This window comes from Citrobacter freundii complex sp. CFNIH2 (assembly GCF_002880615.1).
In the GTDB taxonomy this organism is placed as follows: domain Bacteria; phylum Pseudomonadota; class Gammaproteobacteria; order Enterobacterales; family Enterobacteriaceae; genus Citrobacter_A; species Citrobacter_A amalonaticus_F.
This window is the reverse complement of sequence record NZ_CP025757.1, coordinates 2,912,039-2,937,094: the sequence shown is the minus strand read 5'-3', so window position 1 is coordinate 2,937,094 and position 25,056 is coordinate 2,912,039. Positions and strand designations below refer to the sequence as shown.

The 25,056-nt window shown below is 53.9% G+C and carries 23 protein-coding genes; 13 read left to right on the top strand and 10 right to left on the bottom strand.

Features of this window, described 5'->3' with window-relative positions; translation table 11 throughout:
- The first annotated feature begins 1 nt into the window (after position 1).
- The 7 genes from ftsQ to mutT all read left to right on the top strand — a co-directional run bounded on the left by ftsQ (position 2) and on the right by mutT (position 8,331).
- Positions 2–832: a cell division protein FtsQ gene (gene ftsQ, locus WM46_RS14365; RefSeq protein ID WP_042997932.1), complete on the top strand. Its 831-nt coding sequence runs from the start codon at positions 2–4 to the stop codon at positions 830–832.
- Positions 829–2,091 carry a cell division protein FtsA gene (gene ftsA / locus WM46_RS14360; RefSeq protein WP_003018755.1) on the top strand — a complete coding sequence of 421 codons (1,263 nt, stop codon included), beginning with the start codon at positions 829–831 and terminating at the stop codon, positions 2,089–2,091. Before ftsQ ends, ftsA begins: the two co-directional genes overlap by 4 nt.
- A 61-nt stretch (positions 2,092–2,152) precedes the next feature.
- A complete protein-coding gene (gene ftsZ, locus WM46_RS14355; protein WP_004857884.1) occupies positions 2,153–3,304 on the top strand; it encodes a cell division protein FtsZ in 1,152 nt (383 codons plus the stop codon).
- A gap of 100 nt (positions 3,305–3,404) precedes the next feature.
- Positions 3,405–4,322, top strand: coding sequence for a UDP-3-O-acyl-N-acetylglucosamine deacetylase (lpxC, locus tag WM46_RS14350; protein WP_061076426.1), 918 nt, complete (start codon positions 3,405–3,407; stop codon positions 4,320–4,322).
- Between the two features lie 276 nt (positions 4,323–4,598).
- Positions 4,599–5,105 (top strand): secA translation cis-regulator SecM, encoded by a 507-nt coding sequence (secM, locus tag WM46_RS14345; RefSeq protein WP_102602613.1) that lies wholly within the window; start codon positions 4,599–4,601, stop codon positions 5,103–5,105.
- A 64-nt stretch (positions 5,106–5,169) separates the two neighbouring features.
- On the top strand, positions 5,170–7,875 hold the full coding sequence (gene secA / locus WM46_RS14340; protein WP_061076428.1) for a preprotein translocase subunit SecA: 2,706 nt from the start codon (positions 5,170–5,172) through the stop codon (positions 7,873–7,875).
- 63 nt (positions 7,876–7,938) lie between these two features.
- Entirely contained in the window at positions 7,939–8,331 is a 393-nt protein-coding gene (mutT, locus tag WM46_RS14335) for an 8-oxo-dGTP diphosphatase MutT (RefSeq protein WP_102602612.1), read from the top strand.
- 70 nt (positions 8,332–8,401) lie between these two features.
- Here the strand turns inward: mutT and yacG are convergent, their stop codons facing one another.
- Genes yacG through coaE form a run of 3 tightly spaced genes read right to left on the bottom strand, consistent with a single transcriptional unit; the run spans position 8,402 to position 9,969 of the window.
- Complete coding sequence (gene yacG / locus WM46_RS14330; RefSeq protein WP_061076430.1) at positions 8,402–8,596, bottom strand: DNA gyrase inhibitor YacG; 195 nt, start codon at positions 8,594–8,596, stop codon at positions 8,402–8,404.
- Between the two features lie 9 nt (positions 8,597–8,605).
- Positions 8,606–9,349 (bottom strand): cell division protein ZapD, encoded by a 744-nt coding sequence (gene zapD, locus WM46_RS14325; RefSeq protein WP_102602611.1) that lies wholly within the window; start codon positions 9,347–9,349, stop codon positions 8,606–8,608.
- Positions 9,349–9,969, bottom strand: a complete 621-nt coding sequence (gene coaE, locus WM46_RS14320) for a dephospho-CoA kinase (protein ID WP_061076432.1) — start codon at positions 9,967–9,969, stop codon at positions 9,349–9,351. Before coaE ends, zapD begins: the two co-directional genes overlap by 1 nt.
- Positions 9,970–9,993: 24 nt before the next feature.
- Here coaE and WM46_RS26640 point away from each other — a divergent pair, with 24 nt between their 5' ends.
- On the top strand, positions 9,994–10,128 hold the full coding sequence (locus WM46_RS26640; RefSeq protein ID WP_262360394.1) for a hypothetical protein: 135 nt from the start codon (positions 9,994–9,996) through the stop codon (positions 10,126–10,128).
- A gap of 66 nt (positions 10,129–10,194) precedes the next feature.
- Complete coding sequence (locus tag WM46_RS14315) at positions 10,195–11,238, top strand: GMP reductase (protein WP_102602610.1); 1,044 nt, start codon at positions 10,195–10,197, stop codon at positions 11,236–11,238.
- A gap of 57 nt (positions 11,239–11,295) precedes the next feature.
- Here WM46_RS14315 and hofC read toward each other — a convergent pair whose 3' ends face one another.
- From hofC to nadC, 4 genes are all read right to left on the bottom strand, one after another.
- Positions 11,296–12,498, bottom strand: coding sequence for a protein transport protein HofC (hofC, locus tag WM46_RS14310; RefSeq protein WP_102602609.1), 1,203 nt, complete (start codon positions 12,496–12,498; stop codon positions 11,296–11,298).
- Positions 12,488–13,873, bottom strand: a complete 1,386-nt coding sequence (gspE, locus tag WM46_RS14305; protein WP_102602608.1) for a type II secretion system protein GspE — start codon at positions 13,871–13,873, stop codon at positions 12,488–12,490. Before gspE ends, hofC begins: the two co-directional genes overlap by 11 nt.
- A gap of 9 nt (positions 13,874–13,882) precedes the next feature.
- Positions 13,883–14,320, bottom strand: coding sequence for a prepilin peptidase-dependent pilin (gene ppdD / locus WM46_RS14300; RefSeq protein WP_061076436.1), 438 nt, complete (start codon positions 14,318–14,320; stop codon positions 13,883–13,885).
- Positions 14,321–14,526: 206 nt separating this feature from the next.
- Positions 14,527–15,426, bottom strand: a complete 900-nt coding sequence (gene nadC / locus WM46_RS14295) for a carboxylating nicotinate-nucleotide diphosphorylase (RefSeq protein WP_061076437.1) — start codon at positions 15,424–15,426, stop codon at positions 14,527–14,529.
- Between the two features lie 87 nt (positions 15,427–15,513).
- Here nadC and ampD point away from each other — a divergent pair, with 87 nt between their 5' ends.
- Positions 15,514–16,077, top strand: coding sequence for a 1,6-anhydro-N-acetylmuramyl-L-alanine amidase AmpD (ampD, locus tag WM46_RS14290; protein WP_061076438.1), 564 nt, complete (start codon positions 15,514–15,516; stop codon positions 16,075–16,077).
- A complete protein-coding gene (gene ampE, locus WM46_RS14285; RefSeq protein WP_061076439.1) occupies positions 16,074–16,928 on the top strand; it encodes a beta-lactamase regulator AmpE in 855 nt (284 codons plus the stop codon). Before ampD ends, ampE begins: the two co-directional genes overlap by 4 nt.
- Before the next feature lie 47 nt (positions 16,929–16,975).
- On the opposite strand, the gene WM46_RS14280 is transcribed toward ampE, so the two are convergent.
- The 3 genes from WM46_RS14280 to aroP form a co-directional block, all read right to left on the bottom strand.
- The gene (locus WM46_RS14280) at positions 16,976–17,926 is read right to left on the bottom strand and encodes a family 43 glycosylhydrolase (protein WP_102602607.1); all 951 of its coding nucleotides are present in this window, start codon (positions 17,924–17,926) and stop codon (positions 16,976–16,978) included.
- Positions 17,926–19,332 (bottom strand): glycoside-pentoside-hexuronide (GPH):cation symporter, encoded by a 1,407-nt coding sequence (locus WM46_RS14275; RefSeq protein WP_061076441.1) that lies wholly within the window; start codon positions 19,330–19,332, stop codon positions 17,926–17,928. The genes WM46_RS14280 and WM46_RS14275 overlap by 1 nt, the downstream gene beginning before the upstream one ends.
- A 157-nt stretch (positions 19,333–19,489) precedes the next feature.
- Entirely contained in the window at positions 19,490–20,863 is a 1,374-nt protein-coding gene (gene aroP, locus WM46_RS14270) for an aromatic amino acid transporter AroP (RefSeq protein WP_102602606.1), read from the bottom strand.
- Positions 20,864–21,452: 589 nt separating this feature from the next.
- Here aroP and pdhR point away from each other — a divergent pair.
- Together pdhR and aceE are read left to right on the top strand one after the other, a co-directional pair.
- On the top strand, positions 21,453–22,217 hold the full coding sequence (pdhR, locus tag WM46_RS14265; protein WP_102602605.1) for a pyruvate dehydrogenase complex transcriptional repressor PdhR: 765 nt from the start codon (positions 21,453–21,455) through the stop codon (positions 22,215–22,217).
- Between the two features lie 163 nt (positions 22,218–22,380).
- On the top strand, positions 22,381–25,044 hold the full coding sequence (gene aceE, locus WM46_RS14260) for a pyruvate dehydrogenase (acetyl-transferring), homodimeric type (RefSeq protein WP_061076442.1): 2,664 nt from the start codon (positions 22,381–22,383) through the stop codon (positions 25,042–25,044).
- Positions 25,045–25,056 lie beyond the last annotated feature (12 nt).

Below are 25,056 nucleotides of genomic sequence, written 5' to 3'. Positions count from 1 at the left end.
TATGTCGCAGGCTGCGCTGAACACGCGAAACAGTGATGAAGAGGTTTCTTCCTCACGTCGCAATAATGGAACACGTCTTGCAGGTATTTTCTTCCTGCTGACGGTGCTGTGTACCGTGCTGGTCAGCGGCTGGGTGGTGTTAGGGTGGATGGAAGATGCGCAGCGTTTGCCACTGTCAAAGCTGGTGTTAACCGGTGAGCGCCATTACACGAAGAATGATGATATTCGCCAGTCGATTCTGGCACTGGGCGCGCCTGGCACCTTCATGACCCAGGACGTGAATATCATCCAGAGTCAGATTGAACGCTTGCCGTGGATCAAGCAGGCCAGCGTCAGAAAGCAATGGCCCGATGAATTGAAGATTCATCTGGTTGAATATGTGCCGATTGCGCGTTGGAATGATCAGCATATGGTAGACGCCGAAGGAAATGCCTTCAGCGTGCCGGCCGATCGCACCAGCAAGCAGGTTTTACCCATGTTATCTGGCCCGGAAGGCAGCGCGAGTGAAGTGTTGCAGGGGTATCGTGACATGTCGCAGGTGCTGGCGAAGGACCGGTTTACCCTGAAGGAAGCGGCAATGACCGCTCGTCGTTCCTGGCAGTTGACGCTTAATAACGATATTAAGCTCAATCTTGGCAGGGGCGACACGATGAAACGTTTGGCTCGCTTTGTAGAACTGTATCCGGTTTTACAGCAGCAGGCGCAAACCGATGGCAAACGGATTAGCTACGTTGATTTGCGTTATGACTCAGGAGCGGCAGTAGGGTGGGTTCCCTTGCCTCCTGAGGAATCTAATCAGCAACAGAATCAGGTACAGGCAGAACAACAATGATCAAGGCGACGGACAGAAAACTGGTAGTTGGACTGGAGATTGGCACCGCGAAGGTCGCCGCTTTAGTAGGGGAAGTTCTGCCCGACGGTATGGTCAATATCATTGGCGTGGGCAGTTGCCCGTCACGGGGGATGGATAAAGGCGGGGTTAACGACCTCGAATCCGTGGTGAAATGCGTACAGCGCGCCATTGACCAGGCAGAACTGATGGCAGATTGCCAAATCTCCTCGGTCTATCTGGCGCTTTCGGGCAAACACATTAGCTGTCAGAATGAAATTGGCATGGTGCCGATTTCGGAAGAAGAAGTGACGCAGGAAGACGTGGAAAACGTCGTGCATACCGCGAAGTCTGTGCGCGTTCGCGATGAGCACCGTGTGTTGCACGTCATCCCGCAGGAATATGCGATTGACTATCAGGAAGGGATTAAAAACCCGGTCGGTCTTTCCGGTGTGCGTATGCAGGCTAAAGTGCATTTGATCACCTGCCACAACGATATGGCGAAGAACATTGTTAAAGCCGTGGAACGTTGTGGCCTGAAAGTTGACCAACTGATATTCGCCGGACTGGCGGCCAGTTATTCCGTATTGACGGAAGATGAACGCGAACTGGGCGTCTGCGTCGTCGATATTGGTGGTGGTACAATGGACATCGCCGTTTATACTGGCGGGGCTTTGCGCCACACCAAAGTGATCCCTTATGCAGGGAATGTGGTCACCAGCGACATTGCGTATGCCTTCGGTACGCCGCCGAGCGACGCCGAAGCGATTAAAGTTCGTCACGGCTGTGCGCTGGGATCCATCGTCGGGAAAGACGAAAGCGTTGAAGTGCCAAGCGTGGGCGGGCGTCCGCCGCGCAGTCTGCAACGACAGACGCTGGCAGAGGTGATTGAGCCGCGTTATACCGAACTGCTCAACCTGGTCAACGAAGAGATATTGCAATTACAGGAACAGCTTCGCCAGCAGGGTGTGAAACATCATCTGGCGGCGGGGATTGTACTGACCGGTGGCGCGGCGCAAATTGAAGGGCTTGCCGCCTGTGCCCAGCGCGTGTTCCATACGCAAGTGCGTATCGGTGCGCCGCTGAATATTACCGGTCTGACGGATTACGCTCAGGAGCCGTATTACTCAACGGCGGTGGGGCTGCTTCACTACGGGAAAGAGTCCCATTTAAGTGGTGAAGCTGAAGTAGAGAAGCGTGTTACGGCTTCAGTTGGCTCTTGGATTAAACGTCTTAATAGCTGGCTGCGAAAAGAGTTTTAATTTTTTATGAGGCCGGCGAAAATTACGGCCTCAGGCGACAGGCACAACGGAGAGAGAAACTATGTTTGAACCTATGGAACTGACCAACGACGCGGTGATTAAAGTCATCGGCGTCGGTGGCGGCGGCGGTAACGCCGTTGAACACATGGTGCGCGAGCGCATTGAGGGTGTTGAATTCTTCGCGGTAAATACCGACGCTCAGGCGTTGCGAAAGACGGCGGTTGGCCAGACTATTCAGATCGGTAGCGGTATTACCAAAGGTCTGGGTGCGGGTGCGAACCCGGAAGTCGGTCGCAATGCAGCAGACGAAGATCGTGAAGCTCTGCGTGCAGCGCTTGACGGTGCAGACATGGTGTTTATCGCAGCTGGCATGGGCGGCGGTACCGGTACCGGTGCAGCGCCAGTGGTTGCTGAAGTGGCGAAAGATTTAGGGATCCTGACCGTTGCGGTCGTGACCAAGCCTTTCAATTTTGAAGGCAAAAAGCGTATGGCTTTCGCGGAGCAGGGGATCACTGAGCTGTCCAAACATGTGGACTCGCTGATCACCATCCCGAACGACAAACTGCTGAAAGTCCTGGGACGTGGTATCTCCCTGCTCGACGCGTTTGGCGCGGCGAACGACGTGCTGAAAGGCGCAGTTCAGGGCATCGCGGAACTGATTACCCGTCCGGGCCTGATGAACGTCGACTTTGCTGACGTGCGCACCGTGATGTCCGAAATGGGCTACGCGATGATGGGTTCTGGCGTGGCAAGCGGTGAAGACCGTGCAGAAGAAGCCGCTGAAATGGCGATCTCTTCTCCGCTGCTGGAAGATATCGATCTGTCCGGCGCGCGTGGCGTACTGGTCAACATCACTGCGGGCTTCGACCTGCGTCTGGATGAGTTCGAAACCGTGGGTAACACCATCCGTGCCTTTGCATCGGATAACGCGACCGTGGTGATCGGTACCTCTCTGGACCCGGATATGAACGACGAGCTGCGCGTGACCGTTGTTGCTACCGGTATCGGTATGGACAAGCGTCCTGAAATCACCCTGGTCACCAACAAACAGGTGCAGCAACCGGTGATGGATCGTTACCAGCAGCATGGCATGGCGCCGTTGACGCAAGAGCAGAAACCGGTCGCGAAAGTGGTGAACGACAATACGCCGCAAACCGCGAAAGAGCCGGATTATCTGGATATCCCTGCGTTCCTGCGTAAGCAAGCCGATTAAGAATAGGCTGGAATTTGGGATTCGAGGCTCTTTGTGCTAAACTGGCCCACCGAATGTATAGTACACTTCGGTTGGATAGGTAATTTGGCGAGATTATACGATGATCAAACAAAGGACACTTAAACGTATCGTTCAGGCGACTGGCGTCGGTTTACATACCGGCAAGAAAGTCACCCTGACATTACGCCCTGCGCCGGCCAACACCGGGGTCATCTATCGTCGCACCGACTTGAATCCACCGGTAGATTTCCCGGCCGATGCCAAATCTGTGCGTGATACCATGCTCTGTACGTGTCTGGTTAATGAGCATGATGTACGGATTTCAACCGTTGAGCACCTTAACGCTGCTCTGGCGGGTCTGGGTATCGATAACATTGTTATCGAAGTCGATGCTCCGGAAATCCCGATCATGGATGGCAGTGCTGCTCCGTTCGTCTACCTGCTGCTTGATGCCGGTATTGAAGAACTGAACAGTGCCAAGAAATTTGTTCGCATCAAAGAGACCGTTCGGGTCGAAGATGGCGACAAGTGGGCCGAGTTCAAACCGTACAATGGTTTTACGTTGGATTTCACCATCGACTTTAACCATCCGGCGATCGACTCCAGCACTCAGCGCTATGCGATGAATTTCTCTGCTGATGCGTTCATGCGCCAGATCAGCCGCGCGCGTACTTTCGGTTTCATGCGTGATATCGAATATCTGCAGTCCCGTGGCCTGTGCCTGGGCGGTAGCTTCGATTGTGCCATCGTTGTTGACGATTATCGCGTACTGAACGAAGACGGCCTGCGTTTTGAAGATGAATTCGTTCGTCACAAAATGCTTGACGCCATTGGCGACCTGTTCATGTGTGGTCACAACATTATCGGTGCATTTACCGCGTACAAATCCGGTCATGCACTGAATAACAAATTGCTGCAGGCTGTCCTGGCAAAACAGGAAGCCTGGGAATATGTGACCTTCCAGGACGACGCAGAACTGCCGCTGGCTTTCAAAGCGCCTTCGACCGTACTGGCATAACGACACAGGTTGTCGCATAAATTCGACTGGTTAATCTGGCACTCTCTCCGGCCAGGTAAGCCAGTCGTTTTTTTTGGCATTTTTCTGCCCTGCCTGTTGTCAAAAACGCCTTTCGGTTGTGTGCTTTCGCGTACTGAATCGCGATGCCGTGCGAACGCTGCTTTCTTAAGCACTTTTACCTGCAACTTCTCATCAATACTGCTGTAGTGCCTGCGCATTAATGATAAGATTTGTGCGCAAAAACGTTTTGAATAACACGATTGGGATGGCAATAACGTGAGTGGAATACTGACGCGCTGGCGACAGTTAGGTAGACGCTACTTCTGGCCGCATCTCTTATTAGGGATGGTCGCGGCGAGTTTCGGCTTGCCCGCGCTCGGAAATGCCGTTGAGCCGACTACGCCGGCAAAGGCGACAGCCAGTAGCCACGAACAACGCGTTAAAGTTAATTTCAGCCAACTGGCGCTGCTGGAAGCGAGCAATCGTCGCCCCAATTTCACCGTCGATTACTGGCATCAGCATGCTATTCGTACGGTCATTCGTCATCTTTCCTTCGCAATGGCGCCGCAGGCGTTGCCCGTTGCTGAAGAACCGTTACCGCTTCAGGCGCAGCATTTAGCCTTACTGAACACGCTCAGCGCGATGCTGACGCAGGAAGGTACGCCCCCGGCAAGCGCGTCGCGCGTAACGTATGCCCATTTTACGCCTCAGGCCGTATTCACCGTGCCCGCCTGGATCAGTCAGGCGCAGGGGATCCGCGCCGGCCCTCAACGCCTCAGCTAAAAAAAACCAATAAACTTCAATACATTATTATGACCCCACATCGCGGGGCGTTTGAGATTTCAATATGCTAATCAAATTATTAACGAAAGTATTCGGTAGCCGTAACGATCGTACGTTACGTCGTATGCGTAAAGCGGTTGCAGTGATCAATGCCATGGAACCGGAGATGGAAAAACTCTCCGATGACGAACTGAAAGCGAAAACCGGTGAATTCCGTGCGCGTCTGGAAAAAGGCGAAAGCGTGGAGAGTCTGATCCCGGAAGCGTTTGCTGTCGTACGTGAAGCCAGTAAGCGCGTGTTCGGCATGCGTCACTTCGACGTTCAGTTGCTCGGTGGGATGGTCCTTAACGATCGCTGCATCGCGGAAATGCGTACCGGTGAAGGTAAAACCCTGACTGCAACGCTGCCCGCTTATCTGAACGCGCTGAGTGGCAAAGGCGTTCACGTGGTTACCGTGAACGACTATCTGGCACAACGTGACGCCGAAAACAACCGTCCGCTGTTTGAATTCCTCGGTATGACCGTCGGTATCAACCTGCCGGGTATGCCTGCGCCAGCCAAGCGCGAAGCCTACGCTGCGGACATTACTTACGGTACCAACAACGAATATGGCTTTGACTATCTGCGTGACAACATGGCGTTCAGCCCTGAAGAGCGCGTACAGCGTAAACTGCACTATGCGCTGGTGGATGAGGTCGACTCCATCCTGATCGATGAAGCGCGTACGCCGCTGATCATTTCCGGACCGGCTGAAGATAGCTCGGAAATGTACAAGAAAGTGAACAAAATCATCCCGCATCTGGTTCGCCAGGAGAAAGAAGACTCCGACAGTTTCCAGGGTGAAGGTCACTTTTCTGTGGATGAAAAGGCGCGCCAGGTTAACCTGACCGAACGTGGTCTGGTACTGATTGAAGAACTGCTGGTGAAAGAAGGCATTATGGATGAAGGTGAGTCTTTGTACTCTCCGGGCAACATCATGCTGATGCACCACGTGACCGCTGCGCTGCGCGCGCACGCGCTGTTCACCCGCGACGTTGACTACATCGTAAAAGACGGCGAAGTCATCATCGTTGACGAACACACCGGTCGTACCATGCAGGGCCGTCGCTGGTCTGATGGTCTGCACCAGGCTGTTGAAGCGAAAGAGGGTGTGGATATCCAGAACGAGAACCAGACGCTGGCCTCGATCACCTTCCAGAACTACTTCCGTCTGTATGAAAAACTGGCCGGTATGACCGGTACGGCAGATACCGAAGCGTTCGAATTTAGCTCAATCTACAAACTGGATACCGTGGTGGTGCCGACCAACCGTCCGATGATCCGTAAGGATATGCCGGATCTGGTCTACATGACCGAAGCGGAAAAAATTCAGGCCATTATTGAAGATATTAAAGAGCGTACCGCCAATGGTCAGCCGGTACTGGTGGGGACTATCTCCATTGAGAAATCCGAAGTGGTTTCTAACGAACTGACCAAAGCGGGTATCAAACACAACGTTCTGAACGCCAAATTCCACGCTAACGAAGCGGCTATCGTCGCGCAGGCGGGCTATCCGGCGGCGGTGACCATCGCCACCAACATGGCCGGTCGTGGTACCGATATTGTGCTGGGCGGTAGCTGGCAGGCCGAAGTGGCCGCGCTGGAAAACCCAACGCCAGAGCAGATTGCACAGATTAAAGCCGACTGGCAGGTTCGCCACGAAGCGGTGCTGGCGTCCGGTGGTCTGCACATCATCGGTACTGAGCGTCATGAATCCCGTCGTATCGATAACCAGCTGCGCGGTCGTTCCGGTCGTCAGGGGGATGCGGGTTCTTCGCGTTTCTACCTGTCAATGGAAGATGCGTTGATGCGTATTTTTGCCTCTGACCGCGTGTCCGGGATGATGCGTAAACTGGGGATGAAACCGGGCGAAGCTATTGAGCACCCGTGGGTCACCAAAGCGATTGCTAACGCGCAGCGTAAAGTGGAAAGCCGCAACTTCGATATTCGTAAGCAACTGCTGGAATACGATGATGTCGCCAACGATCAGCGTCGCGCGATCTATACCCAGCGTAACGAACTGCTGGATGTGAGCGACGTTAGCGAAACCATCAACAGCATTCGTGAAGACGTGTTCAAAACGACCATTGATGCCTACATTCCGCCGCAGTCTCTGGAAGAAATGTGGGATATCCCGGGTCTGCAGGAACGCCTGAAAAATGACTTCGATCTGGAGATGCCGATTGCAGAATGGCTGGATAAAGAGCCGGAGCTGCATGAAGAGACGCTGCGTGAGCGTATTCTGGCGCAGGCCATCGAAGTGTATCAGCGCAAAGAAGAAGTGGTTGGCGCAGAGATGATGCGTCACTTCGAAAAAGGGGTCATGCTGCAAACGCTCGACTCCCTGTGGAAAGAGCACCTGGCGGCGATGGATTACCTGCGTCAGGGTATCCATCTGCGTGGCTATGCGCAGAAAGATCCGAAGCAGGAATATAAGCGTGAATCCTTCTCGATGTTTGCCTCTATGCTGGAATCACTGAAATACGAAGTGATCAGTACGCTGAGCAAAGTTCAGGTTCGCATGCCGGAAGAAGTTGAAGCCATGGAGCAGCAGCGTCGTGAAGAAGCTGAGCGCTTAGCACAGATGCAACAACTCAGCCATCAGGATGACGACAGCGCCGCGGCGGCCGATCTGGCGGCGCAAACGGGCGAGCGTAAAGTGGGTCGTAACGATCCATGCCCGTGTGGTTCTGGTAAAAAATACAAACAGTGCCACGGCCGTCTGAGTTAAGGTCTGCATAATAACGATGTCTGAAGGCGCAGGAAACTGCGCCTTTTTTATGGATACGACAATATGAAAAAACTGAACATCGCGGTCGGGATTATTCGTAATCCGTATAACGAAATCTTTATCACCCAGCGTGCGGCCGATGCGCACATGGCGAACAAACTGGAATTTCCTGGCGGAAAGATTGAGGCCGGAGAGACGCCGGAGCAGGCACTGAGCCGCGAGCTACAGGAAGAGGTGGGCATTACGCCGGTAGATGCCAGGCTTTTCGAGAAGCTGGAGTATCAGTTTCCGGACAGGCATATCACGCTGTGGTTCTGGCTGGTTGAAAGCTGGAAAGGCGAGCCGTGGGGGAAAGAGGGGCAACCTGGAAAATGGATGGTCGCCGGGACGCTGCAGGCGGAGGATTTCCCTCCGGCGAATGAGCCCGTGATTGCGAAGTTAAAACACAATCTGTAGGCCGGATGAGGCGACGCCGTCATCCGGTAACGCGCGGTGGGGGCATATTGATCCCCCACTCCGTCTCTGTTTACTCTTTCGTTTCGCTCCAGTCGTCGCTGTCGGAAAGATCGCCGCGACTGGCAATACGTTTCTCTTCAGCGGCCCATTCACCTAAATCGATCAACTGACAACGTTTGGAACAAAACGGGCGGAATGGACTGACTTCACCCCATACAACCGTTTTGCCGCAGGTGGGGCAATTAACGGTGATCGTCTCAGACATCTTAACTCCTTAACAGCAGGCCAGTTCGAAATCGAGGCGCTCAGGTACCACGCCATTGTCGCTATCGAGCGGCATAAAACGGATCGCAAAACGGCTCTTGTGGCCGGAAATTTGCGGATAAAGCTGTAAACCCAACGGCAACTGCAGGCGCAGTAAATCCGCGTCGTCCCCGTTGTCCTGATAAAAACCGTTCAGGCTGGTTTGCTTACGAAACGGTGCCGAGTTGCGAATTAAATCGAGGATCAGAGTCAGCGCCTGATTCAGCGGGTTCAGACTGGCAAGCCAGCTATCGACCTGTGCATCGCGCTGTGCCTGCGGCATATGCAGCCAGATATGCAACGTCGGTAAATCAAAGCTGCAACAACCGCCAGGAATACTCAGACGCTGGCGGACCAGGGCAATCAGCCGATCCTCACGCAAAAATTGTCCCATCCGCGGGGCGGAAATTAAAATACTGCCGGCCATTTTTAGCTGCTGGCGCAGAGCATCAATACGGCTCTGGTCGACGCCCGGGACTTCTGTCCATGCCTGAAGTTTACGCTGCTGGCGCTCAAGCTCTTTCAGTAATTCTGTACGCACTTCACCACGTTCGAATACGTCCAACAAATCTCCGGCATTGCGAAAGAAGTGCAGGGCATCTGAACTCTCTGCAATCGGTAAGCGTGCAGAGAGTTGTTGAATCAAAAACTCAATGCGCAACCACGTGCGCATCTTCTCATTGAGAGGGTGTTCAAAAAGGACCTGGGTGTGCATTACGGTTTTTCCTGTGAGACAAACTGCGACGCAAGCTGGAGATAACGTGCGTGCAGGCGGGCGACATCCGACATGATGGAGTCTGGTGCGCCATTATTATCAATAACATCGTCTGCCACGGCAAGGCGCGCTTCACGCGTCGCCTGGGCAGCGAGAATCTGTTCAACGTGTGCGCGCGTAACGTCGTCGCGCTGCATGGTCCGGGAAAGCTGCGTCTCGGGGGTGACATCGACCACGAGCACGCGATTTGCCTGGCGATAAAGGCCGTTTTCAACCAGTAATGGCACCACCCACAGCACATAAGCAGACGTCGCCTGTTGCAACTGACGTCGGGTCTCCTGCTGGATGAGCGGATGAAGCAAGGCACTGAGCCAGGCCTTCTCTTGCGGATCAGCAAAAATCCGTTCGCGAAGCCGCCGACGATGCAGCGTGCCGTCTGCGGCAATCAGTTCAGGGCCAAAATGTGCCGCAATCGCATCCAGCGCAGGCTTGCCCGGTTCGACCACCTGGCGGGCAATAATATCTGCGTCAATTATCTGAATTCCGAGGTCAGCAAAGGCATTTGCAACGGTGCTTTTACCACTGCCAATGCCGCCAGTTAAGGCTACTGTATACCTCATAAGCTCGGTTCCCGGGAATTCATTATGATAATCAATTGGTTGAAAGTTGAACGTGCACTGGCGATGATGACTCAGGGCGTGCCCGCCATTCGCCAGGTAAATTTATGGGATTGTAGCGTAAAAAAAGAGAATTTCGCAGTCTTGCGCGGCATTGATTAGTGCGTATGATAGCGTCACTGGAGTTGCGCTCTCATACTAATAGCCCTTAACCCCAGGAATCCGCACATGCGTATTGAAGAAGATCTGAAGTTAGGTTTTAAAGACGTTCTTATCCGCCCTAAGCGTTCTACCCTTAAAAGTCGTTCCGATGTCGAGCTGGAACGTCAATTCACCTTTAAACATTCAGGTCAGACCTGGTCCGGCGTACCTATTATTGCTGCAAACATGGATACCGTCGGGACGTTTGCGATGGCAACGGCTCTTGCCTCTTTCGATGTGCTGACTGCCGTTCATAAGCATTACACCGTTGAAGACTGGGCGGCCTTTGTGGGCACGGCGTCAGCCGATGTGCTCAAGCACGTCATGGTCTCTACCGGTACCTCCGATGCGGATTTCGCAAAGACCCAACAGATTCTGGCGCTGAATCCGGCACTGAACTTTGTTTGCATCGATGTCGCAAACGGCTACTCCGAACACTTTGTTCAGTTCGTATCGAAAGCGCGTGAAGCCTGGCCGACCAAAACCATCTGCGCCGGTAACGTGGTCACGGGTGAAATGTGTGAGGAACTGGTTCTGTCTGGCGCGGATATCGTTAAAGTCGGGATTGGTCCGGGTTCTGTCTGCACCACCCGTGTAAAAACCGGTGTTGGTTACCCGCAACTGTCTGCGGTGATCGAATGTGCTGATGCGGCGCACGGTCTGGGCGGGATGATTGTCAGCGATGGCGGTTGTACCATGCCTGGTGATGTGGCGAAAGCATTCGGTGGCGGCGCTGATTTCGTGATGCTTGGCGGTATGCTGGCCGGTCACGAAGAGAGCGGTGGTAAAGTCGTTGAAGAAAACGGCGAAAAATTCATGCTGTTCTACGGTATGAGCTCTGAATCCGCCATGACTCGTCATGTCGGCGGCGTTGCGCAGTATCGCGCGGCGGAAGGGAAAACCGTCAAGCTGCCGCTGCGTGGCCCGGTGGAGAACACCGCGCGTGATATTCTCGGCGGTCTGCGTTCAGCCTGTACCTACGTCGGTGCCTCTCGTCTGAAAGAGCTGACCAAACGTACGACGTTTATCCGGGTTCAGGAACAAGAAAACCGCGTTTTCAATAGCCTGTAACCCTCCCCAGGAACTGGCGCTGCCTTGAGCGCCAGTTCTGCTGTCGACTTCCCTTCGTTATCCCACGCCACTCATCGCATCGCCCAGATGGAAAATCGGTAAGTACATCGCCACGACCAGTGTGCCGATGATAAGCCCGGTAATCACCAGCAGCGCCGGTTCCAGCAGTGCCGCCAGGTTGTCAGCCATCGCCTGGGTATGTTCATCATGATGACGGGCAAGGTTGCGCAGCATGATATCCAGCGAGCCAGAGGCTTCTCCGGTCCTGACCAGTTGCAGACATAATGGGCTAAATTCTTCCGCATTTTTGAGCGCCTGCCAGACGGGCACGCCGGTACTGATATCGTGCTGTACCTGTGCCAGACGCCGTGCCCAGTAGGGGCACTGAATCGTCTCTTTCACACTCTCAAGCGCGGGTAAAAAAGCGATCCCCGCCGTTTGCGTCAGCGCGAGGATGGTAAAAATTTGTGTGAGCTTCTGACCTCTGATCAACTGGCCCATCACGGGCATGCGGAGTAATCCTCGCTGGCGCAGCATTTGCCAGCCGGGCTTTCGGCTCAGCAGGCTGTTGGCTGCAATTAGCATGACGATCATCAGGACAATCAGCCCACCCCAGCGTTGACTCCAGTCGGCAAACGCGATGATCCCCTGAGTGAGAGCAGGTAGCGGCGTGTTAAAGGTCCGGTAAATGGCGGCAAATTCAGGCAGGACAAATTGGAGCATCGCCACCACCACCATAACCGCCATCGTTAAAATAATGATGGGGTAACGCAGCGCTTTTTTGACCTTATCGGTTAACTGTCTTTGCGCCTTCTGCTGCCGGGCGAGTTCAAAGCAGCATTTATCCAGTTTCCCGGTCAGCTCTCCGGTGCGTATCATCGCCTGATACAGCGGCGGAAAAACGTCTGGCCACTGCGCCAGTGCGCTGGAGAGCGGCGTACCGTGTTCCAGTTCGTTTGCAAGGCTCCCTAACAGGGCTTGCCACTGCTTACTCGGTTGCTGTCCGGCAAGCAGTTCCAGCCCTTCAGACAGCGTTAGCCCCGCTTTTAGCAGCGTCGCAAGCTGGTGAATCACTTCCGTGGATTTGTCATTGCGCCAGAGCGCGCGCTTTACGCGTAAGGATTTCACGCGCAAAGGTATTATCTGAAGCCGTTCCAGTTCCTGCATCAACAGGAGTCGGTTTTCCGCCCAACGGGTTCCCTCGCCGGGCAGGCCATCGTGATTCATTCCCTGCCAGTACCATAGCTTTTTAGTGATCATCCGGCATACCCAGAATGCGCACCAGTTCCTCGAACGTGGTTAGCCCTTGATCGACGGCGCGGCACCCGCTTTCAAAGAGTGTGCTCATTCCTGCCTGTTTTGCATGGGCTTCCAGCGTTGCGGCTGAGGCGTCGTTAGCAATCTGATGACGCAGTTCAGCGGTGATCGCAAGTAGTTCAAACAACGCCGCACGACCGTAGAATCCGTGATAGCAATGTTCGCAGCCAACCGCCTGCCAGCGGGGCAGGGGCGTTGGGTACCATGCGGGCGGTAAGCGAATGGGATCGTCACTCAGCCGTCGGCAGTGTGGACACAGTTTTCTGACCAGCCGCTGCGCAACCACTAAGGTTAATGCGGAAGAGAGCATCCAGCGCGCCACCCCCATCTGCTGTAAGCGTACCAGCGCTTCGCAGGTTGAGTTGGTATGCAGCGTGGAAAGCACCAGATGCCCGGTCTGTGCGGCCTTAATGGCAATTTCTGCGGTTTCGCCGTCGCGGATCTCACCCACCATGATGACATCCGGATCCTGACGTAGCAGTGCCCGCAATACGCCCTGAAAGGTCAGCCCGGCACGCGGATGGATCTGCGTCTGATTGATACCGTCGAGGGGAATCTCCACCGGATCCTCAACGCTGCACAGATTCACCTCCGGCGCGTTTCGCGTTTGCAGCGCGCTATAAAGGGTTACCGTTTTACCGCTACCCGTGGGGCCGGTGACGAGGATCAACCCCTGAGGCTGTTGCAGGGCGTGGAGGAAGGCAGAGAGCTGCGTGTCGTGCATTCCCAGCGTGCAGGCATCCAGTGCCTGATTTACCTGATGCAGCAACCGTAGCACAACCTTTTCGCCATAACGACAGGGAAGGGTGGCGATACGAAACGAGACGGCAGCGCCGTTCAGCTCAATGGTAAATTGCCCGTCCTGTGGTAAGCGGTGTTCCGCGATATCCAGATGACTTAACACTTTCAAACGTGCTGTCAGGGCGATACCGGTCTCTTTGGCGATATCGGGTAAGCAATGCAGCACGCCGTCCACACGTAAGCGGAGACGGACGTGATGCTCTGCAGGCTCTATGTGGATATCCGAGGCCCGTTTCGCCAGCGCGCTCTGTAATGTTTTATCCAGTAAAACCGCGGCGCTGACGCTGCTTTCAGGAACCACTGACGGCTGCGCGGGTGAAGACTGATGCTGGTGTTGCTCCATTTGCTGGCGCGTCCAGCAGGCAATCTCAATACGGCGAGTCGTGGCGAAATGCAGGGCGTCCAGCAGTTCATGAGAAGGGGCATCTTCGACGGCAATGTGTACCGCATCGTTATTGGCATCAAGTAATATTCCCTGGTAGCGCTGGCACAGCGCGCTGAGTTGCGTCGTATTCATGGCGCTTCCTTAATGGCTATCGAAGCGAAAGACGTCTTCGCAGGCCTGTTTTAACGCGCTGTCATTCTGGATGTTGCAGTTACGCGTCCAGCCCGTAATGCCTTCTGCTTTGTCCCATCCAGGGGTCATGATGACGCTAAGCCCGTTCAGGCTTTCCTGACCAGTAAGAGAAACCACCCCATTTTCGACGCTCATTCCTGAGACATAGCGTGTTGTTGTCGGAGAGGGAATCCCGTTGACGCCTGCGTCGCAGGTGTCTGTACCGCCATGCTCCAGGGCGCAGAGTTCGACGGCAGTGCGATAGGGGACAAAGGTTTGCAGCATATCGGTCAGCGCCGCTTTGCGCAGATAGTTCTGATAGGCCGGAATGCCGATGGCGCTGAGGATGGCAATAATGCCGATCACCACCATCAGTTCAATAAGGGTAAATCCGCGTTGTTTATCCATTGTTCGCTCCTTGAGTGAGTGGACGTCACTTTGGCAAACGCCGGTACGCCAGGCGAGCAGCAAAAAATGAATCGGGAAGGTGGGTTCAGAGGAATGTTATCGGTTTGCAGTCGCAAGCAATAAGATTGCGAGGCACGACGAGGATTTTAGCGATTGAAAGGAATAAACAGGCCCGATAAGCAGCGCGTTATCAGGCCATATAATGATTACGCGTTAGCGAAGCGCATGGACAGGTCCAGCGCCCGGAGATGTTTGGTTAGCGCGCCAACGGAGATAAAATCGACGCCGGTTTCGGCAAATTCCCGCAGCGTTTCGTTGGTTACGTTGCCGGAAACTTCCAGTCGCGCCTGGCCGTTGGTCCGTTTAACTGCTTCACGCATCTGCTCCGTTTCAAAGTTGTCCAGCATGATGATGTCGGCACCGGCTTTCAGCGCGTCGTCCAGTTCATCGAGGTTTTCAACTTCGACTTCTACAGGCACATCCGGATGCAGCCAGAAGGCTTTCTCCACCGCCTGACGCACGGAACCAGAAGCAATAATGTGGTTCTCTTTGATCAGGAAGGCATCCGAAAGCCCCAGACGATGATTCGCGCCGCCGCCGCAGAGCACGGCATATTTCAGCGCGGTACGCAGCCCTGGCAGGGTTTTACGCGTGTCCAGCAGTTGGGTGTTTGTGCCCGCAAGGATATCAACGTATTTACGCACTTCGCTGGCGACACCTGACAGGGTCTGCACGAAGTTCAGCGCGGTACGTTCGCCGGTCAGTAGCACGCGAGAGGGACCGTCCAGCTCAAACAGCGGTTGGTTCGCCTTGATGCTGTCGCCGTCTTCCACATGCCAGGTGATGCTGACATCGTCGCCAGCCAGTTGAATAAAGACTTCTTCAACCCAGCGTTTGCCACAAAAAACGCCGTCTTCACGGGTGATGACCGTGGCATGAGAACGGCTGTTCTCCGGTAAAAGTTGAGCCGTAATATCGTTGCTGGCATCCACTTCACCGCCTAAATCTTCGCGCAGCGCCTGGGCGACAACGTTTGGGATATCCAGGTTAATACGTTCCAACAGCGCGTCACGTCGGTAGTCAGGGTTATAGCGGCGAGGCGGCATGAGAAAACTCCAAATTGCTAACGAATCATAAGGTAGAAACATGCTACTCTGAAGCGGCTATAAGCACCACTCAAAAGGAGATTCAGCATGTTGTTAGACAAGGGCTGGCTGGCAGAAGCGCGACGCGTTCCTTCTCCGCACTACGATTGCCGCCCGGATGATGAAGCCCCTTCTTTGCTGGTGGTGCATAATATCAGCCTGCCGCCCGGCGAGTTTGGCGGTCCGTGGATTGACGCACTATTCACTGGAACAATTGATCCCAACGCCCATCCCTTTTTTGCCGAAATCGCGCATCTTCGCGTTTCCGCCCATTGTCTGATTCGCCGTGATGGCGAAATCGTTCAGTATGTTCCTTTTGATAAGCGTGCATGGCATGCCGGCGTGTCGAATTATCAGGGGCGTGAACGCTGCAATGATTTTTCGATTGGCATTGAGCTGGAAGGGACTGATACGCTGGCCTACACCGATGTCCAGTACCAACAACTGGCTGCCATCACGCGTGCATTAATAAAGATTTACCCGGCCGTTGCCGAAAACATAACCGGACACTGTGATATTGCGCCTGAGCGTAAGACCGATCCCGGTCCGGCTTTTGACTGGGCAAGGTTTCGCGCCCTGGTCACCGCCTCGTCAGATAAGGAGATGACATGACGCTGTTTACGACATTACTGGTGCTGCTCGTCGAGCGCTTGTTTAAGCTGGGCGAACACTGGCAGTTCGATCACCGGTTAGAAGCTTTTTTCCGCCGGGTCAAACGCTTCTCGATGGCGCGGACACTCGGGATGATGATCATCGCGATGGTGATCACGTTCCTGTTGCTGCGCGCATTGGAGGGGCTGTTGTTTAATGTGCCGACGATCGTGGCGTGGATCCTGATAGGCCTGCTGTGTATTGGCGCGGGAAAAGTGCGGATGCACTATCACGCTTACCTTAACGCGGCGGCGCGCGATGATGCGCATGCCCGAACGGCGATGGCCAGCGAACTGACGATGATCCATGGCGTTCCGCCGGATTGCAATGAGCGTGAGTTTTTACGTGAACTGCAAAACGCGCTGCTGTGGATTAACTTCCGTTTCTATATCGCGCCGCTGTTCTGGCTGATCGTCGGCGGTCCGTGTGGGCCGGTACTGCTGGTGGGCTATGCTTTCCTGCGCTCGTGGCAGTCCTGGCTGGCGCGTTACCAGACGCCGCATGAGCGCCTACAGTCCGGCATCGATGCCATTCTTCATGTTCTCGACTGGATCCCGGTGCGTCTGGCGGGCGTGGTGTATGCCCTGATCGGTCATGGAGAAAAAGCGCTGCCGGCATGGTTTGCCTCGCTGGCGGATTTGCGTACTTCGCAATATCAGGTGTTAACACGTCTGGCGCAGTTCTCGCTGGCGCGTGAGCCGCATACCGATAAGGTTGAAACGCCGAAAGCGGCGGTTTCCATGGCGAAGAAAACGTCGTTTGCCTTAGTGGTGGTCATTGCTGTACTGACCATTTATGGCACGTTGATTTAACGTACAGGCAGGACGCCCGGTAAGTTGCGTGTTACCGGGCAACGATGTCAAAGCGTATCTGCGGGCGGAATACCGAAGTCTGGCATTCCGTGGTCATCCCACCGAATCAGCTTCAGACGGGTATGGCGATTAGGATCGTAGAGCGGATCGCCTTCAATTTCGGTGTAGTTACGCGCGTGATACACCAGCACGTCATCACCTTCCGGCGTTTGGGTAAAGCTGTTGTGCCCGGGGCCATACTGGCGATTTTCATTGCTGGTGGTAAACACCGGACGCGGGGATTTATGCCAGTTTGCCGGATTCAGCGGATCGGCGTGGATATCAATCCATAACAGTCCCATGCAGTAATTTTCATCCGTGGCGCTGGCGGAATAGCTGATAAACAGCCTGTCACCGTGGATTAATACTGCCGGACCTTCATTGACCCAAAAGCCCCGACACTCCCAGTCGTACTCCGGTTTGCTGAGCATTACCGGCTGGCCTTTAATCGTCCAGGGATTTTCCAGCTCCGCCAGATAAATGTTGGAGTTACCGGCGATATCTGGGGATTTTTGCGCCCACAGATACCACTGTTTTCCCTGATGGCGGAACGTTGTGGCATCAAGTGCAAAGGTATCAAACGGCGTTTTCACCTGACCCTTTTCGACCCAGTTGCCGGTGAGCGGATCGGTATCTGTACACTCCAGCGCGTACATCCGATGCTGAAACATGCCCAGTTTGTCGAGCGCCTGGGTATGCGCGGCGGCAAAGTAGATGACCCATCTGCCGTCGAGGTGATGAATTTCCGGTGCCCAGATCAGCTCGCTCATCGGGCCGTGTTCGGGTTTGCGCCAGACGACAACGGGTGGCGCTGTACGTAATCCTTCCAGCGAATCCGCCCGACGGATTTCCAGTCGGTTGTATTCTGGCACTGAGGCAATAAAGTAATAGTCGCTGCCGTCGCGCAGGATAAACGGATCGGCGCGTTGTTCAATAAACGGGTTAGGCCAGTTTTGCATCAGGCTTTCCTTACGGTTTCAGTGGCTTTCAGTTCCTGGTAATCATTGAGTTCGCGGTAGTTAGCGCGGCGTTTTTCCAGATCGTCCTGAATCTGTTTCATCAGTTCGCGGTCGACTTTCAACAGACGCACCACGCCGGCAGTGATCAGGTAGCCGACTCCCGGAATCACGGTAAAGAGCAGCACGATGCCGTTGATCGCGGAATCGCTTTGCGCTTTCGCCCCGGCATCATAGCCGTACCACGAGAGCAGGAAGCCAACCATCGCCCCGGCAATCGCCAGACCGAGTTTCAGGAAGAACAGGTTGCCGGAAAAGCTAATGCCGGTAATGCGCTTGCCGGTTTTCCATTCGCCGTAGTCGTCAACGTCCGCCATCAGGGACCAGTGCAGCGGCGACGGGATTTGGTGCAAAATGTTGAGCAGGAAGTAGAGCACGACAATCATCATCGTGGCTTTGGGATCAAAGAAGTAAAACGCGCAGGAGAAAAGGGCCAGCGCGATGTTGGTCCAGAAGAAGACCTTCAGCTTGCACCAGCGGTCGGTCAGCACTTTCGCCAACACGCTACCGATCATCATGCCGACCACGCCGAGACTGATAAAGATCGTGGCGAAATGGGTGCTTTGTCCCATGACCCAGGTGACGTAGTACATGGTTGCCGCCATACGGATAAAGCCCGGGCAGACGTTGCACAGCGTCAGCAGCAGTATGCGTACCCACTGGTCGTTCTTCCACACGTCTTTGAAGTCGTTTTTCATGTCATCGTGTGTGGGAACGGCAGGGCGCACACGTTCACGAACGGTAGCAAAGCAGAACAGGAACATACACATGCCGATAATGGCCAGCACGGTCATCGCCAGTTGATAGCCCTTCGCTTTGTCATCGCCGCCAAACCAGTCGACCATCGGCAGTAGAGTGAGCGACAGCAGCAATGTCGCGATACCGACCAGTACAAAGCGATAAGACTGGCAGGCCACGCGTTCTTTCGGGTCGTTGGTGATCACGCCGCCCAATGAGCAATAAGGAATGTTGATCGCCGTGTAGGTAATCGACAGCAGGAAGTAAGTGACGAACGCATAGATAACCTTGCTGCTATAAGTCCACTCCGGGGTGGTGAACATCAGAATGCTGAACAGCGCGTAAGGGAAGGCAATCCAGAGTAACCATGGACGAAAACGGCCATATTTGCTTTGGGTTCGATCAGCAATAGCGCCCATAATGGGGTCAGTAACGGCGTCGATAACGCGCACTGACAGTAATAACACCCCTACCAGAGCCGGGGCGAGACCAAAGATATCCGTATAAAAATAGTTCACAAACAGCATGATAGCGCCAAAGATGATGTTGCATCCGGCATCGCCCATGCCATAACCAATTTTTTCTCTTACCGACAGCTTACCTGTATCCATTGAGATGTCTCCCCATCAAGGTGATGGAAAGAATTATTCGTCTGTAAGCCATGAATTGCGTTGCAGGATAGCGCCGCTGATATGGACGAAATGGCTGTTGGGGGAAAGTGTGAGGCAGGTAACAACCCTCACCCAGGACGGGTGAGGGTTCAAGGAATTAATGTGCTTTCGCCGTCTTCGCGGATTTCTGTTTGCACAGATAACCGATGCCAAGGACAACCAGCCATACCGGGATCAGGTAAACCGAAATCGCCATACCCGGCGTCATCAGCATAATCACCAGCACCGCCGCCATGAAGGCCAGACAGACCCAGTTACCCAACGGGTAGAACAGCGCCGGGAAGCGGGTTTTCACCCCCTGTTGCTGCTTAGCGCGACGGAATTTGATGTGCGCAAGACTGATCATCGCCCAGTTGATCACCAGTGCGGAGACCACCAGCGCCATCAGCAGACCGAAGGCGGATTCTGGCGCCATGTAGTTGATCAATACGCACAGCGCCGTCACCAGCGCCGAAACGATGATGGTATTCACCGGCACGCCGCGTTTGTCGATAGTGAGCAGGATTTTCGGGGCGTTACCCTGTTGCGCCAGACCAAACAGCATGCGGCTGTTACAGTAAACGCAGCTGTTGTACACCGACAGTGCCGCCGTCAGAACCACGATATTCAGCGCGTTCGCCACGAAGGTATCGCCCAGCTCATGGAAGATCAGGACAAACGGGCTGGTGTCAGCAGTGACACGCGTCCACGGCAGCAGGGAAAGCAGAACGGCCAGTGAACCCACATAGAAAACCAGGATACGATAGATAACCTGGTTGGTGGCTTTGGGAATGCTCTGCTCCGGGTTATCGGCTTCGGCAGCGGTGATACCGACCAGTTCAAGTCCGCCGAAAGAGAACATGATGATTGCCATCATCATGACCAGTCCGGTCATGCCGTGAGGCAGGAAGCCGCCCTGTTCCCACAGGTTACGCACGGTCGCCTGCGGGCCGCCGTTGCCGCTGAACAGCAGCCAGCCGCCGAAGATGATCATCGCGACCACGGCGATGACTTTGATGATCGCAAACCAGAACTCCATCTCACCGAACACTTTTACGTTGGTCAGGTTGATGGCGTTGATCGCAATAAAGAAAACGGCTGCCGAAACCCAGGTGGGGATCTCCGGCCACCAGAACTGAATGTACTTGCCGACGGCGGTCAGTTCCGCCATTGCAACCAGCACATACAGCACCCAATAGTTCCAGCCCGACGCAAATCCCGCAAAACTTCCCCAGTACTTGTAGGCAAAGTGACTGAACGAACCGGCGACCGGCTCCTCAACCACCATTTCACCTAACTGACGCATAATAAGGAAGGCAATAAAACCGGCTATCGCATAACCCAGAATAATACCGGGGCCCGCGGACTGAATTACGGAGGCGCTTCCCAGGAACAGGCCTGTTCCTATCGCGCCGCCCAGCGCGATAAGCTGGATATGGCGGTTCTTAAGGCCGCGCTTTAGCTGCTCGCCGTGCTGCTGACTGTCCATCATGAAACCTCGTGTGTGGTTTACCCTTCAGCACTCGGCCGCGTGACGGCGACCGGGCAATTTGAGTAATTATTATTTGTCCTACGCAGTGATGCGTGTAAGTTTGCAATTCCGTCTGTTGTATTATTATGTTTACAGCAATGGTTTTTGAAATGTCGCCGAAACTCTTTTGTCCGGATCAGAATAATGGTATGCGGCAGGGAATGCACCTGCTTTGTGAATGGATGATGACGAGTTGAATAAAAAGAGAGCAGTTGTTTGTCCCGCCTCTTACTTCCTGATAACACTTCCGTTAGATGTAAAATGCTTACCTATATAGAAACCATGCATAAAAACGCATTTGAATCGGTTCAACCAGGATTTTTCTTCGTTTCAATAAGGTTAAAACTACCTCATGGGTGGTAAATTTAACATTTGTGCATAGTTACATGTTTGAAACGTTATTTCTGTGATGTTGTTAAAATGTGCCTGGTTTACTGATTTCAATCAAAACCTGTATGGACATAAGGTGAATACTTTGTTACTTTAGCGTCACAGATATGAAATTGGTAAGACCAATTGACTTCGGGCAAATGGCTTAAGACAGGACATCATGGCCTACAGCAAAATCCGCCAACCAAAATTATCCGATGTGATTGAGCAACAGCTGGAGTTTTTGATTCTTGAGGGCACACTGCGCCCGGGCGAAAAACTCCCACCGGAACGCGAACTGGCGAAACAGTTCGACGTCTCCCGTCCCTCCTTGCGTGAGGCGATTCAACGTCTCGAAGCGAAGGGATTGCTGCTTCGTCGCCAGGGCGGCGGCACTTTTGTTCAGAGTAGCCTGTGGCAGAGCTTTAGCGATCCACTGGTAGAATTGCTCTCCGACCATCCTGAATCCCAGTTTGACCTGCTTGAGACGCGCCATGCGCTGGAAGGCATTGCTGCATATTACGCAGCGCTGCGCAGTACGGATGAAGATAAAACGCGCATTCGTGAACTGCATCATGCCATTGAGCTGACGCAAGAGTCGGGTGACCGCGATGCCGAGTCCGATGCGGTCCTCCAGTATCAAATTGCTGTCACCGAAGCGGCGCACAATGTGGTGTTACTTCATCTGCTAAGGTGTATGGAACCCATGCTGGCCCAGAACGTACGTCAGAACTTCGAGTTGCTCTATTCGCGTCGCGAGATGCTTCCGCTGGTGAGTGGTCACCGCACCCGTATTTTCGAAGCGATTATTGCCGGTAAACCAGAAGAGGCGCGTGAAGCATCACATCGCCATCTGGCGTTTATCGAAGAGATTCTGCTCGACCGCAGCCGTGAGGAGAGCCGTCGTGAACGCGCCTTACGTCGTCTGGAGCAGCGAAAGAATTAGTGATTTTTCTGGCAGAACGTTAACCAGAAGATGTTGTAAATCAAGCGCCATATAAAGTGCGCGGCAACTAAACGCAGAACCTGTCTTATTACGCTCTCTGACGAGAACGTAATGGGACAGGTTCCAGATAACTCAACGTATTAGATAGATAAGGAATACCCCCATGTCAGAACGTTTCCCAAATGACGTGGATCCGATCGAAACTCGCGACTGGCTACAGGCGATCGAATCGGTCATCCGTGAAGAAGGTGTTGAGCGCGCTCAGTATCTGATTGACCAGCTTCTTTCTGAAGCCCGCAAAGGCGGCGTGAAAGTAGCGGCAGGTACAGGGGCCAGCAATTACATCAACACTATTGCCGTTGAAGATGAGCCGGAATATCCGGGCAATCTGGAGCTGGAGCGTCGTATTCGTTCTGCTATCCGTTGGAACGCCATCATGACCGTGCTGCGTGCGTCTAAAAAAGACCTCGAGCTGGGCGGCCACATGGCATCCTTCCAGTCCTCTGCGACGGTGTACGATGTTTGCTTCAACCATTTCTTCCGTGCCCGCAATGAGCAGGATGGCGGCGACCTGGTGTACTTCCAGGGCCACATCTCCCCGGGCATTTACGCACGCGCATTCCTGGAAGGCCGTCTGACTGAAGAGCAGATGGACAACTTCCGTCAGGAAGTTCATGGCAATGGCCTGTCTTCCTACCCGCACCCGAAACTGATGCCAGAATTCTGGCAGTTCCCGACCGTTTCTATGGGTCTGGGTCCAATCGGTGCGATCTATCAGGCTAAATTCCTGAAATATCTGGAACACCGTGGCCTGAAAGATACCTCTAAACAAACCGTTTACGCCTTCCTGGGCGACGGTGAAATGGACGAACCGGAATCCAAAGGGGCGATCACTATCGCTACCCGTGAAAAACTGGACAACCTGGTCTTCGTCATCAACTGTAACCTGCAGCGTCTGGACGGCCCGGTCACTGGTAACGGCAAAATCGTTAACGAACTGGAAGGCATCTTCGACGGCGCTGGCTGGAACGTGATTAAAGTGATGTGGGGCGGTCGTTGGGATGAGCTGCTGCGTAAAGATACCAGTGGTAAACTGATCCAGTTGATGAACGAAACCGTTGACGGCGACTACCAGACCTTCAAATCCAAAGATGGCGCGTACGTTCGTGAGCATTTCTTCGGTAAATACCCGGAAACCGCAGCACTGGTTGCAGACTGGACTGATGAGCAGATCTGGGCGCTGAACCGTGGTGGTCACGATCCGAAGAAAGTTTACGCCGCACTGAAAAAAGCGCAGGAAACCAAAGGCAAAGCCACCGTAATCCTGGCCCATACCATCAAAGGTTATGGCATGGGTGACACCGCTGAAGGTAAAAACATCGCGCACCAGGTGAAGAAAATGAACATGGACGGCGTGCGTTATATCCGCGACCGTTTCAATGTTCCTGTCACTGATGAGCAGGTTGAAAAACTGTCTTACATTACCTTCCCGGAAGGTTCTGAAGAGCACAAATACCTGCACGAACGCCGCCAGGCGTTGCACGGCTACTTGCCGAGCCGTCAGCCGAACTTCACTGAGAAGCTGGAACTGCCGACCCTGGAAGACTTCGGCGCGCTGCTGGAAGAGCAGAACAAAGAAATCTCCACCACTATCGCTTTCGTTCGTGCCCTGAACGTGATGCTGAAGAACAAATCGATCAAAGATCGTCTGGTTCCGATCATCGCCGACGAAGCGCGTACTTTCGGTATGGAAGGTCTGTTCCGTCAGATCGGTATTTACAGCCCGAACGGCCAGCAGTACACCCCGCAGGACCGTGAGCAGGTTGCGTACTACAAAGAAGATGAGAAAGGTCAGATTCTGCAGGAAGGGATCAACGAGCTGGGCGCAGGGTCTTCCTGGCTGGCGGCGGCAACCTCTTACAGCACCAATGACCTGCCGATGATTCCGTTCTACATCTACTACTCCATGTTCGGGTTCCAGCGTATTGGCGACCTGTGCTGGGCAGCAGGTGACCAGCAGGCGCGTGGCTTCCTGATTGGCGGGACGTCTGGTCGTACAACGCTGAACGGTGAAGGTCTGCAGCACGAAGATGGTCACAGCCATATTCAGTCTCTGACTATCCCGAACTGTATCTCTTACGATCCGTCTTACGCATACGAAGTTGCGGTCATCATGCACGATGGTCTGGAGCGTATGTACGGTGAGAAACAAGAGAACGTTTACTACTACATCACCACGCTGAACGAAAACTACCACATGCCAGCCATGCCGGAAGGTGCTGAGGAAGGTATCCGTAAAGGCATCTACAAACTCGAAACCCTGGAAGGTAGCAAAGGTAAAGTTCAGTTGTTGGGCTCCGGTTCTATCCTGCGTCACGTTCGTGAAGCAGCGCAGATCCTGGCGAAAGACTACGGCGTGGGCTCTGACGTGTACAGCGTCACCTCCTTCACTGAACTGGCACGTGATGGTCAGGACTGTGAACGCTGGAACATGCTGCACCCAATGGAAACTCCGCGCGTACCGTACATCGCTCAGGTGATGAACGACGCTCCGGCTGTAGCATCTACTGACTATATGAAACTGTTTGCCGAACAGGTTCGTACTTATGTACCGGCTGATGATTATCGCGTACTGGGTACCGACGGTTTCGGTCGCTCTGACAGCCGTGAAAACCTGCGTCACCACTTCGAAGTGGATGCTTCCTACGTGGTGGTAGCGGCACTGGGCGAACTGGCTAAACGTGGCGAAATCGATAAGAAAGTGGTTGCGGATGCAATTACCAAATTCAACATCGATGCAGAAAAAGTTAACCCGCGTCTGGCGTAAGAGGTAAAAGAA